Annotated in this window: 11 protein-coding genes; 7 read left to right on the top strand and 4 right to left on the bottom strand. The window is 71.8% G+C overall.

The annotated features are described in order from the left end of the window. Positions 1–3: 3 nt before the first annotated feature. Positions 4–1092 (top strand): Rv2231c family histidinol phosphate aminotransferase CobC, encoded by a 1089-nt coding sequence (gene cobC, locus NQU54_RS21190; RefSeq protein WP_257632456.1) that lies wholly within the window; start codon positions 4–6, stop codon positions 1090–1092. 398 nt (positions 1093–1490) lie between these two features. Here the strand turns inward: cobC and NQU54_RS21195 are convergent, their stop codons facing one another. Beyond that, positions 1491–2384 (bottom strand): SCO1860 family LAETG-anchored protein, encoded by an 894-nt coding sequence (locus tag NQU54_RS21195; protein ID WP_306278931.1) that lies wholly within the window; start codon positions 2382–2384, stop codon positions 1491–1493. A 288-nt stretch (positions 2385–2672) separates the two neighbouring features. Beyond that, the gene (locus NQU54_RS21200) at positions 2673–3782 is read right to left on the bottom strand and encodes an amidohydrolase family protein (RefSeq protein ID WP_257632422.1); all 1110 of its coding nucleotides are present in this window, start codon (positions 3780–3782) and stop codon (positions 2673–2675) included. Positions 3783–4215: 433 nt separating this feature from the next. Between NQU54_RS21200 and NQU54_RS21205 the strand changes: the two genes are divergently transcribed. The 6 genes from NQU54_RS21205 (at position 4216) to thpD (ending at position 9157) form a co-directional block, all read left to right on the top strand. Continuing rightward, the gene (locus NQU54_RS21205; protein ID WP_257632457.1) at positions 4216–4803 is read left to right on the top strand and encodes a SigE family RNA polymerase sigma factor; all 588 of its coding nucleotides are present in this window, start codon (positions 4216–4218) and stop codon (positions 4801–4803) included. Continuing rightward, complete coding sequence (locus NQU54_RS21210; RefSeq protein WP_257632423.1) at positions 4803–5615, top strand: hypothetical protein; 813 nt, start codon at positions 4803–4805, stop codon at positions 5613–5615. The genes NQU54_RS21205 and NQU54_RS21210 overlap by 1 nt, the downstream gene beginning before the upstream one ends. Before the next feature lie 320 nt (positions 5616–5935). Beyond that, positions 5936–6496: a diaminobutyrate acetyltransferase gene (gene ectA, locus NQU54_RS21215; protein WP_257632424.1), complete on the top strand. Its 561-nt coding sequence runs from the start codon at positions 5936–5938 to the stop codon at positions 6494–6496. Positions 6497–6557: 61 nt separating this feature from the next. Beyond that, positions 6558–7820, top strand: coding sequence for a diaminobutyrate--2-oxoglutarate transaminase (ectB, locus tag NQU54_RS21220; RefSeq protein WP_257632425.1), 1263 nt, complete (start codon positions 6558–6560; stop codon positions 7818–7820). Between the two features lie 40 nt (positions 7821–7860). Then, entirely contained in the window at positions 7861–8265 is a 405-nt protein-coding gene (locus NQU54_RS21225) for an ectoine synthase (RefSeq protein ID WP_069869916.1), read from the top strand. A gap of 4 nt (positions 8266–8269) precedes the next feature. Continuing rightward, positions 8270–9157: an ectoine hydroxylase gene (thpD, locus tag NQU54_RS21230; protein ID WP_079257182.1), complete on the top strand. Its 888-nt coding sequence runs from the start codon at positions 8270–8272 to the stop codon at positions 9155–9157. 134 nt (positions 9158–9291) lie between these two features. On the opposite strand, the gene NQU54_RS21235 is transcribed toward thpD, so the two are convergent. Further along, positions 9292–10338, bottom strand: coding sequence for an aminotransferase class V-fold PLP-dependent enzyme (locus NQU54_RS21235; protein WP_257632426.1), 1047 nt, complete (start codon positions 10336–10338; stop codon positions 9292–9294). A 266-nt stretch (positions 10339–10604) separates the two neighbouring features. After that, complete coding sequence (locus NQU54_RS21240) at positions 10605–12140, bottom strand: aldehyde dehydrogenase (NADP(+)) (protein WP_257632427.1); 1536 nt, start codon at positions 12138–12140, stop codon at positions 10605–10607. Positions 12141–12163 lie beyond the last annotated feature (23 nt).

Raw genomic sequence — 12163 nt, forward strand, 5'->3', positions numbered from 1 at the left:
GCCCTGTCCGCCGGGTCCGCCGGGTCGGCCCGGTCCTCCGGGTCCTCCGGGTTCGATCTGCGGCATCACGGGGACGCGGAGGTGCGGGGTGCCGATGCCGCGCTGACGGACCTCGCGGTCAATGTCCGGGCCGGTACGCCTCCGGAGTGGCTCAAGGCCCGGATCGCCGCGTCCCTCGACGGGCTGGCCGCCTACCCGGACGGGCGGGCGGCGCGGGAGGCGGTGGCCGCGCGCCATGGGCTTCCGGCCGGACGGGTGCTGCTGACGGCGGGCGCCGCGGAGGCATTCGTCCTGCTCGCCCGTGCGCTGCCGACCCGCCGCCCGGTGGTGGTGCATCCGCAGTTCACCGAACCGGAGTCGGCGCTGCGGGACGCGGGGCACACCGTGGAGCGCGTGGTCCTCGATGAGCGGGACGGCTTCCGGCTGACCCCGGGTGCGGTGCCCGAGGACGCCGATCTGGTGGTGATCGGCAACCCCACCAACCCCACATCCGTACTGCATCCGGCCGACGCCCTGGCCGAACTCGCCCGGCCGGGGCGGACGCTGGTGGTGGACGAGGCGTTCATGGACGCCGTCCCCGGCGAGCGCGAATCGCTGGCGGGCCGCACCGATGTGCCGGGGCTTGTGGTGCTGCGCAGCCTCACCAAGACCTGGGGTCTGGCGGGGCTGCGGATCGGCTACGTACTGGCCGAGCCGGACACCGTCACGGCGCTGGAGCGGGTCCAGCCGCTGTGGCCGGTGTCCAGCCCGGCCCTGGTGGCGGCCGAGGCGTGCTGCACCCCGTCCGCCCTCGCCGAGGCCGCATACGCCGCCGACCGTATGGCCGCCGACCGGGCCCATCTGGCCGACCGGCTGGCCGAGTTGGCGGAGGTGCGAGTGTGCGGTCCGGCGGCCGGGTCCTTTCTGCTGATCCGGCTGCCGGGCGCGGCGGCGATCCGCACCCGGCTGCGGGAGCTGGGCTTCGCCGTCCGCCGTGGAGACACCTTTCCGGGCCTCGGCCCGGACTGGCTCCGGCTCGCCGTCCGCGACCCCGCCACGACGGACCGTTTCGTGATCGCCCTGGCAAAAGCCGTCGCGGAGTCGGCTGACTGACCGCGCCAATGGGGGGCACCAACTGACCGCAACAACAGCCTGACCGCGCGCCGCGCGGGGCGGCACGCGGTCATCTACGGCTTGCCCGTGCCCCCGTGCCCCGAGCCCGGTGTCCGCACCGCGCGGTACGGACACCGGGTCCGGCTGGCCGAGCGCCAGCCGTAAGGCGCCAGGTTCAGGCGTCCGGGCCAACCGTCAGGCATCAGACATCAGACCCGGACCTCCGAGCCAGGCGTCATACCCGGACGCCCGGCCCACACGACCGGCCCACACACCCGGCCCAAGCGTCCGCGCCAACCGCCCGACCCAGACACCCGGGCCAAGCCCAGACGTCCGGGCCAAGCCCAGACACCCTGGCCTGGCCCAGACACCCAGGCCAGGCCAGGCGTCAGCCGACGTCAGCCGGCGTCGCTGCCGCCGGCGCGACGGCGGCGGGCCAGGACGAGGGCGCCACCGCCCGCGGCGAGCAGCAGAGCACCGCCGCCCACCAGGTACGGCGTGGCCGAGCTGCCACCGGTCTCGGCCAGGTGCTCCGGCTTGGGCTCGGGCGTGGTCTGGGAGCCCACGCTCGGGCTGGGCTCCACCGCCGCGGCCACCGGCGCCTCACAGGTCGCCCGGGCGAGGGTGACCTGCCCCTCGACCTCGGAGACGTTCAGCTTGAGCGGGTTCACGGAGACCCTCAGGTTGAGGGCCGTGGCCGCCGCCGTCCGCGAGGTGGTGGCCGTCCGTGACAGATCGAGCCGGACCTGGCCGAGCGACGGCACATCCACCGTGGTGGTGCCGCTTGTGCTCAGGGTGGCCTTCCTGCCGAGCACGCTGACGCTGCCGAGCAGGTTGGAGTGGGCGGTCGGCCGCTTCCCCGCGGCACACACCGCCTTCGAGGTCACCTGCTCGACCGTGATCAGCGGCACCGCGGCCAGACCCGGCACATTGACCCGGGCGTTGACGAGGTTGGAGTACCCCTCGGCCCGCTGCTTGTCCGCCGCGGCCCGTGCAGTGGCCACATCGGCCCGGAGCACCTTGAACGGCCGGCCCCCGTCCACGCCGTCCAAGGTCGCGCTGAGTGCCGTCTTGCTGGCGGTCGCGGGCGCGTGAACCTCGTTCAGCGCGACCGAGAGCGGAGCCGAGACGGTCTTGTTGAGCAGGGAGACATCGAGATCGGTGCGGAGCACGACCGCACCCGCCTTACCGGTGGTCGCACCGGTGTCGGCCTGCGCGGTCGCCGCGGGCAGCAGGCCCAGGACGGAGACCGCGGCAGCGGCAGCGGCGGCCGCCAGACGGCGGGTGGGCATGCCGAAGTAGGTGTTACTGGAACAGGACACGTGAGTAGACCCCCACAGGAGACATGGAGCCGCCGGCGCCTGCCGCGGGGGACTCCACGGGCGCCGACGGCCTCGACCACGCCATATTTGCGCACCGAGGGTAAACAGGCAGACACATCATGTCCGTTCATCCCAATGGGTGTGGTTCGCCGCCCAGTTCGAACCGCGTTCCCTTCGGGAACCCCCGCCCCACCCGTCCCCGCGCCCCGTCCCCCGTGTCCGGTCGGCCCCCGTGTCCGGTCGGCCCCTGTGGCCCGGTCAGCCGACCACCCGTCCCCGCAGCACCACCCGCCGCGGCGTCGTCAGCACTCGCACATCGGCACGCGGATCCGAGTCGTAGACGACGAGATCGGCGGAGGCACCCTCGGTGAGACCCGGCCGCCCGAGCCAGTCCCGCGCCCCCCAGGTCGCCGCCGAGAGCGCGTCCCGCGCCGGGATGCCCGCCTTCACCAGCTCGGCGACCTCCTGCCCGACCAGCCCATGGGCCATGCCGCCGCCCGCGTCGGTGCCGGTGTAGATCGGGATGCCCGCGTCGTAGGCCGCCCGCACCGTCTCGTACCGGCGCTCGTGCAGCCGCCGCATATGGTCGGCCCAGCGCGGGAACCTCGCCTCGCCGCCCAGCGCCAGCCGCGGGAAGGTGGCGATGGTGACCAGGGTCGGGACGATCGCCACGCCCCGCTCGGCGAACAGCGGGATGGTCTCCTCGGTGAGCCCGGTGGCGTGCTCGACGCAGTCGATCCCCGCCTCGACCAGCGGGGCCAGGCTCTCCTCGGCGAAACAGTGCGCCGTGACCCGCGCGCCCAGCCGGTGCGCCTCCGCGATGGCCGCCTCGACCGCGCCGCGCGGCCAGCAGGACCCCAGGTCACCGGTCTCCCGGTCGATCCAGTCGCCGACCAGCTTGACCCAGCCGTCGCCGCGCCGCGCCTCCGCGGCCACATAGGCGACCAGGTCCTCGGGCTCGATCTCATACGCGTAGTTGCGGATGTAGCGCCTGGTACGGGCGATATGGCGGCCGGCCCGGATGATGCGGGGCAGATCCTCGCGGTCGTCGATCCAGCGGGTGTCGGCCGGCGATCCCGCGTCCCGCAGCAGCAGCGCCCCGGCGTCACGGTCGGTCAGCGCCTGTTTCTCGCTGGTGGAGTCGTCCACCGCGCCATGGGCGTCGAGGCCGACATGGCAGTGGGCGTCGACGAGTCCGGGCAGCACCCAGCCCTCGATCAGCCGGATGTCCCTGGCCCCGGCCGGCCGCTCGAACGTGATCCGGCCGTCCACCACCCACAGCTCGTCCCGGATGTCCCCGGCAGCGTCGCCGGTGTCCGGTCCGACCAGGATCCGGCCCTTGATATGGAGCACCGCGCTATCCCTCATGCAACGCACTGTACGAGACCGGGGCAGGGCGTTGACCGGCCAATTCCCAGGAGCCGGAACGGCGCCACTCGAACAACTTGCGCAGCGCTGCTACGCTCACGCAACCCGCCGGACGAGCGGCAGTGAGGAGGTCCTCGTGAGCGCTCCGACCGATGACGCGGCCGCCGCGAGCACCGCGCGAGCCGTACCGATGGACACGACGCGCACGACGGACCCACCACGGGCCGCAGCACCGGAGGCGCCCGACGCGCCGGAGGGCCCCGACGACTTATCGGCCGACGCCCACCCCGACTTACCGGCCGGCTCACCGGCCACTGGGCACCCCGACCCACCGGCCGCCCCGCACGCCGACTTACAGACCGCCGCCTCCCACCCCGATCCACCCGACCCACAAGCCGAGTTCCGGGACTTCTTCGAGCGGCACCACGCCGAGCTGGCCCGCCTCGCCCATCTGCTGCTCGGCAGCTCCGACGGGGCGGACGACCTGGCGGCCGACGCGCTGGTGGCGGTCTGGCACCAGTGGGACCGGGTGCGGGCCGCCGACCATCCGGCCGCGTACGCCCGGGGCGTGGTCGCCAATCTGGCCCGCTCCCGGATCCGCAGCCTGGTGCGCGAGCGGCGGCGGGTGGCGCTCTTCTCCTCGCAGCGCTCCGACCATGTGGACGACCCGGATGTGTCCGCCGTGGTGGATGTGCAGGCCGCGCTGGTCCGGCTGCCGTTCCGCAAGCGGGCGTGTGTGGTGCTGCGGCACGCGTTCGACCTCTCCGAGCGGGAGACGGCCCGTACGCTGGGCATTTCGGTGGGCACGGTCAAGAGTCAGACCTCCCGCGGAATCGCCGAGCTGGAGCGGCTGCTCGGCCCTCCGGACGGCGAGGGCGAGCTGCCCGGGGCGACGGACGCGGGGCGGACGGTACGGACGCTCCGCTCCGGGAACACAGGTCCCACGGGCACAGGTCCCGCGGGCCCCGCTCGTCACTCGGGTCATATGGGCCACGCCGGGCACGCAGGAGGGGGCAGTTGATGATCGAGCATCGCGAGCGCGCCGAGGGCCGCGATGTCGTCGCCGAGCTGCGTGCGGCCGCCGCCTCCCATGAACCGGACCGGAGCAGGATGCTGGCGAGGGTCACGGCGGGCATGGCGGCCGATGACCGACGCCGGAGCCGGGACCCGCGGATGGGCCCGCGCCGGCCCCGGATGGTGGGCCCGGTCGCCGGGCTGGCGGCGGCGGTCGCCGCGACGGGCCTCGTGGTGCTGGCCACGGACGGTGCCGAGCGGCCGCAGACGGTGCGCACCTCGAGCGAACCCGCCGTGCCCCCTGCGGGCGCGGGCACGGACACACGGCCCGGGGAGGAGCCGGGCACCGGGTCGCAGAGCGAAGCTGAGCGGCACACGCCGAGCGCCTATCCCACCGCGGCCGGTCCAAACCACCTCGCCGAGCCGACCGTACGGTCCAAGGGCGCCATCAACGCCCATTCCAACCCTTACTGGGCGCAGAGTGACATCACGCTCACCATCGGCAGGCCGCTGACCTCGCTGACGGTGGAGCTGCGGGTCGCGGAGACCGGGGGTGTGCGGTCCACCGGCTCCTGGAGCTCGCTGCCGACCTCCGATATGACCGCCGCCACGCATATCGAGGACGGTGCGCTGGTCTACCGCTGGACGCTCCGGAAGGGTGCGACCGTACCCGCGGGCCGGTTCGTCTTCGCGGGGCAGTACAACCACGCCGAGGGCGAGCGGGACAACGGCCGGGACGCCTACTCGGCCTCGGGCAACGGTGACTCCGGGGCCTTCGCGGTGCGGGGCGACTTCCCCCGGTTCACCGTGGGAGATTGAATTCATGGCAGCTTGGCCAGAAATTCTCCGCGTTTTTCCGCTACTGCTTCCACATTCGTCTGCCCGCTTTTGTGATTCCTAAACACAAAATTTTTTCACGGGATCCTGATCCCGTAATTCAAGACGGTCACCGGGCGATTACGCACATGTGACGGACCACACATGAGATTCACTTTGCCCCGGTATCTCCCCCACAAATCAGCCTCTTTCGGCGTGCGGCCGCGCGCACGCGCGCTCCCGCGTGATAACACGACCACCCCCTTTCGCGTAACCCCCCACCGCGATGCATTTTCCGATTCTGCTGGGTAAATTGAATTTGCATGACCGCCGCACAAGCAGACCTTGTCCGTAGCGAATTGGATTTGCCGGAGGACCTGACCCTCGACACCCCGCGCGTCGAGGACGGAGCCGCGATCTGGCGAATCGCACGCGACTCCAAAGCCCTGGACCTCAACTCCTCCTACAGCTACCTCCTGTGGTGCCGCGACTTCGCCGCCACATCCGTGGTGGCGCGCGACGCCGACGGCGGACCGGTCGGCTTCATCACCGGCTACGTCCGCCCCGAGCGCCCCGAGACCCTGGTCGTCTGGCAGGTCGCCGTCGACCACGCCCGGCGTGGCCGCGGACTGGCCGCCACCCTGCTGGACGGGCTGGTCAAGCGGGTCGCCGCGACGGGCGTCCGCGGCATCGAGACGACGATCACCCCGGACAACACCGCCTCGAACCGGCTGTTCACCTCGTTCGCCGAGCGGCATCAAGCGCCGGTCGAGCGTGAGGTGCTCTTCCACGGCGGACTGTTCCCCGACGGTGCGCACGAGCCCGAGGTGCTCTACCGCATCGGTCCGCTCGGCTCCCTCGGACCGAGCCCCGACCGGACCTGACCCCCACCTCGATCCCCCTCGAACCCTCACCCCCCTCACACCCCTCTCCCAGGAGAACGCTGTGACCATCACCCCGCCCGCCCTGAGCGTCTTCGAGGCCCTGGAGTCGGAGGTGCGCAGCTACTGCCGTGGCTGGCCCGCCGTCTTCGACCGCGCGCAGGGCAGCCACATGTACGACGAGGACGGCCACACGTACCTCGACTTCTTCGCCGGAGCCGGGTCGCTCAACTACGGCCACAACAACCCGGTGCTGAAACGGGCGCTGATCGACTACATCGAGCGTGACGGCGTCACGCACGGCCTGGACATGTCCACCACGGCCAAGCGCGCGTTCCTCGAATCGTTCCAGAACCACATCCTGCGCCCGCGCGATCTGCCCTACAAGGTCATGTTCCCGGGCCCGACCGGCACCAACGCCGTCGAGGCCGCCCTGAAGCTGGCCCGTAAGGTCAAGGGCCGCGAGGCCATCGTCTCCTTCACCAACGCCTTCCACGGCATGTCGCTGGGCTCACTGGCCGTGACCGGCAACGCCTTCAAGCGCGCCGGTGCGGGCATCCCGCTGGTCCACGGCACCCCGATGCCGTTCGACAACTACTTCGACGGCACGGTCCCGGACTTCCTGTGGTTCGAGCGGCTGCTGGAGGACCAGGGCTCCGGTCTCAACCAGCCCGCCGCCGTGATCGTCGAGACCGTACAGGGCGAGGGCGGCATCAACGTGGCGCGGCCCGAGTGGCTGCGCGCCCTGGCCGAGCTGTGCGAGCGCCAGGACATGCTGCTGATCGTCGACGACATCCAGATGGGCTGCGGCCGCACGGGCGCCTTCTTCTCCTTCGAGGAGGCGGGCATCACCCCGGACATCGTGACCGTCTCCAAGTCCATCAGCGGCTACGGCATGCCGATGTCACTCGCCCTCTTCAAGCCCGAGCTGGACATCTGGGAGCCCGGCGAGCACAACGGCACCTTCCGCGGCAACAACCCCGCGTTCGTGACCGCCGCCGCGACCCTGGACACCTACTGGGCCGACGGCCAGATGGAGAAGCAGACCCTGGCCCGCGGCGAGCAGGTCGAGCAGGCCCTGCGCGCCATCTGCGAGGAGCAGTCCGGCACCCGGTTCCGCGGCCGCGGCCTGGTGTGGGGGCTGGAGTTCGACGACAAGCCGCGCGCCACCGCGGTCTGCCGGCGCGCCTTCGAGCTGGGGCTGCTGCTGGAGACGTCCGGCCCCGAGAGCGAGGTCGTCAAGCTGCTGCCCGCGCTGACGATCTCCCCCGATGACCTGGACGAGGGGCTGCGGACCCTCGCCCGCGCGGTCCGCGAGACCGCATGATCCTCCCGCACCGCAGAGAAGAGAAAGGCAAGAACTCACCGTGATCGTCCGATCCTTCAAGGACATCGAGGACACCGAGAGGCATGTGAGGTCCAAGTCCGGCACCTGGGAGAGCAAGCGCATCGTGCTCGCCAAGGAGGGCGTCGGCTTCTCGTTGCACGAGACCATCCTCTACGCGGGCACCGAGACGTCGATGTGGTACGCCAACCACATCGAGGCGGTGCTGTGCGTCGAGGGCGAGGCCGAGCTCACCAACGACGAGACCGGTGAGAAGCACTGGATCACGCCCGGCACCATGTATCTGCTCGACGGACATGAGAAGCACACGATGCGCCCCAAAACGGATTTCCGGTGCGTCTGTGTATTCAACCCGCCGATCACCGGACGGGAGGACCATGATGAGAACGGCGTATACCCGCTGATCACCGAGACCGAGGAGGCATGAACCGATGACCGCGGTCACTGACCTGTACCCGACCCGTGGGGCTGTGGAGGTGGCGACTCCGCGCGTGGACCCCGTGGTGTGGTCCGAGCCCGGAGCCCCGGGGCCGCTGCAACCGTCCGAGCTGAGCGATTTCGATCGCGACGGCTTCCTGGCGATCGATGAGCTGATCACTCCGGATGAGGTGGCGGAATACCGCGCCGAATTGGACCGGATGATCGCCGATCCGGACGTGCGCGCCGACGAACGCTCGATCATCGAGCCGACGTCGCAGGACGTACGGTCGGTGTTCGAGGTGCACCGGATCAGCGAGGTCTTCGCCAAACTGGTGCGCGACCCGCGTGTGGTGGGCCGCGCTCGGCACATCCTCGGCTCGGACGTCTACGTCCACCAGAGCCGGATCAATGTCAAGCCGGGCTTTGGCGCCTCGGGCTTCTACTGGCACTCGGACTTCGAGACCTGGCACGCCGAGGACGGGCTGCCGAACATGCGGACCGTGTCGGTCTCGGTCGCGCTCACCGAGAACTTCGCGCACAACGGCAGCTTGATGATCATGCCGGGCTCGCACCGCACCTTCCTGGGCTGTGCGGGCGCGACACCGAAGGACAACTACAAGAAGTCGCTCCAGATGCAGGACGCGGGCACCCCGTCCGACGAGGCGCTCAGCGGCTTCGCCGACAAGCACGGCATCAGACAGTTCACCGGCAAGCCCGGCTCGGCGGTCTGGTTCGACTGCAACTGCATGCACGGGTCCGGCGACAACATCACGCCGTTCTCCCGCAGCAATGTGTTCATCGTGTTCAACAGCGTGGAGAACACCGCGGTCGAGCCGTTCGCCGCGCCGGTCCCCCGGCCGGACTTCATCGGTGCGAGGGACTTCACGCCCGTACGGTGACAACCGCCGTGCGCTGATGTGACGTCCGTGATCTGAGGGAAGTCGGAGTGCCCCGGCTTCCCTCAGATTTTTGCCCGGTCCCTTTGCGCCACCCGCCTGTTTGGCCCGTCAGGCTCTGGCCGCGGGGAGCCGCCTCAGCCGGACAGCTTCTCCAGCAGCCGGTCCACATCGGCCGCGGTGTTGTAGAGGTGGAAGGAGGCGCGGAGGTTACCGGCCCGCGCCGAGACATGGACCTCCGCCTCCGCCAGCCGGGGCGCGGCGTCGCCCAGGCCGGGCACGGAGACGATGGCCGAGCCGGGGGCGGCGATGGGCCGGTGGCCGAGTCCGATGACCCCGTCCCGGAAGCGGTCGGCGAGCTCGCGGTCATGGGCGGCGATGGCCTCGGTACCCAGCTCCTCGATCAGCGCCAGGGAGTGCCGGGCCGCCACGTAGGAGTAGACGCTCGGGCTCTCGTCGAAGCGGCGGGCGGAGTGGGCGAGTTCCTCCACCGGGCCGTAGCAGCTGTCCCAGGGCTTCTCGCCCGCGACCCAGCCCGCGAAGACGGGGGTGAGTCCGCCGAGGTCCTCCGGCACGGTCAGGAAGGCGGCACCGCGCGGACACATCAGCCACTTGTAGGCCACGCAGACGGTGTAGTCGGCCTCGTCGGCGTTCACCGGGAACCAGCCGGCCGCCTGGCTGACGTCCACCAGGGTGCGGGCCCCATGGGTCCGGGCCGCCTCCCGGATGGCGTCGAGATCGGCGATCCGCCCATCCGCCGACTGGACCGCGCTCACGGCCACCAGCGCCGTACCGGGCCGTACCGCCTCCGCGATCTCCTCCAGCGGGACGATGCGCAGCTTGAGGTCGCCGCGGACGGCGAAGGGGTTGACCAGGGAGCTGAAGTCGCCCTCGGCCACCAGGACTTCGGCGCCGGGCGGCAGCGAGGTGGCGATCATCCCCGCGTACACGGCGACGGAGCTGCCCGCCGCGACCCGCCGGGCCGGTACGCCGACCAGCCGGGCGTAGGCGGCGCGGGCCGCCTCGACCGCCTCGAAGGCCACGTCGACGATGGGCTGTCCGGCGGCCGAGCCGTCGAGGACCGCCTGCACGGCGGCTACGGAGCGTGCGGGGATCAGACCGCTGGACGCGGTGGTGAGATACGTCGTGTGTGGCGCGAATTCGGCGCCCGCCAGGCTCTCCATGTCCAACCACTATGGAACGCGCTCACCCCGGCGTCCATCGCGATTTCTTGTGGGATGCCTTCAAGCGATCCTTATGCATCCCCGCTGACCTGCGGCGATTCCTCCACGTGGCACGGCACCCGGGTGAACACACCCCGCGGATCGGCCGCATCAGGCCGGCCGCGCCAGGCCCCGGGCGCCCTACGACGGCCGCGGGCATGCCGAAACGGCCGCCGGACACGCGGGTCAGGTCCGCGGGTCCGGCGGCCGTGCCGTCGTTCCGGGCGTCAGCCGCGCTGCTCCCGGACGCCGTTGATCCGCCGCGGCAGCTCCAGCGGGTTCTCGTCGCGCAGCTCCGGCGGCAGCAGGGCGGCCGGGGTGTCCTGGTAGGCGACCGGCCGCAGCCAGCGCTCGATGGCGGTGCCGCCGACCGAGGTGGAGGTGGAGGTGGTGGCCGGGTAGGGCCCGCCGTGGTGCTGGGCGGGGGCGACCGCGACACCGGTCGGCCAGCCGTTGACCAGGACCCGGCCGGCCAGCGGGGTGAGCTCGGCGATCAGCTCACCGGCCCGGCCCTCGGTGCCCTCGGCCTCGGCGGCGGAGAGGTGGACGGTGGCGGTGAGGTTGCCCGGGAGCCGGCCGAGCACCGCGCTGATCTCCTCGTCGCTCTCGTAGCGCGCCACGACGGTCACCGGGCCGAAGCACTCCTCCAGCAGCGCGTCGTGCGGGCCGCTTTCGGCCAGCCGCCCCGCCGGGACGGTCAGGAAGCCCGCGCTGACCGTGTGCTCACCGCCGGCGCCGGGGGTGACCGGGGCCTCCACGTCCGCCAGCTCGGCGCGCTCCTGGACCCCGGCGACGAAGTTGTCCCGCATCCGGTGGTCGAGCAGGACTCCGGCCTCGGTGTTGCTGACCGCCTCGGTGAGGGACTTCACCAGGCCGTCGCCCGCCGGGCCGGCCGGGGCCAGGACGAAGCCGGGCTTGGTGCAGAACTGGCCGACGCCCAGCGTCATGGAGCCCGCGAGCCCCGCGCCGATCTGGTCGCCGCGCTCGGCCGCCGCGGCCTCGGTGACCACCACCGGGTTGAGGCTGCCGAGCTCGCCGTGGAAGGGGATCGGCACCGGCCGGGAGGCCGCCGCGTCGTGCAGGGCGCGGCCGCCGCGGACCGATCCGGTGAAACCGGCGGCGGCGATCAGCGGATGCCCGACCAGCTCGATGCCCGCGTCGAAACCGTGCACCACCGCGATCACCTCGGCGGGCACCCCGACCCGCTCGGCGGCGCGGCGCAGCGCGGAGGCGGCCACCTCGGAGGTGGCGGGGTGGTCGGGGTGGGCCTTGACGATGACGGGGCAGCCCGCGGCGAGGGCGCTCGCGGTGTCGCCGCCGGGCACGGAGAAGGCGAGCGGGAAGTTGCTGGCGGCGTAGACGGCGACGACGCCGAGCGGCAGCTTGTAGCGGCGCAGATCGGGCCAGGGCGGGGTCTGGGTGGCGTCGGCGTGGTCGATGCGGACGTCGAGGAAGCCGCCCTCGTCCACGATGGTCGCGAAGGACCGCAGCTGATAGGTGGTGCGGGCAAGTTCGCCGGTGAGCCGGGCGGGGCCCAGCGCGGTCTCCGCGTCGGCGGCCTCGACCAGCTGGTCACGGGCCTCGTCGAGCAGGTCGGCGGCGGTGCGCAGCAGTGCGGCGCGCACCACGCGGTCGGCCAGGGAACCGCGGGCGGCGTGGGCCGCGCGCACCACGCGGTCGACCTCCTCCGCCGTGGCTTCGACCGCTACCTGCTCGCGCTGCTTTCCGGTTCGGGGGTCGACGCTCCACACTGGTGCTGACACCGCGGATTCCTCCTGCTGTGGTG

Origin of the sequence: Streptomyces malaysiensis subsp. samsunensis, from assembly GCF_024519315.1 — a bacterium.
Lineage (GTDB): Bacteria > Actinomycetota > Actinomycetes > Streptomycetales > Streptomycetaceae > Streptomyces > Streptomyces malaysiensis.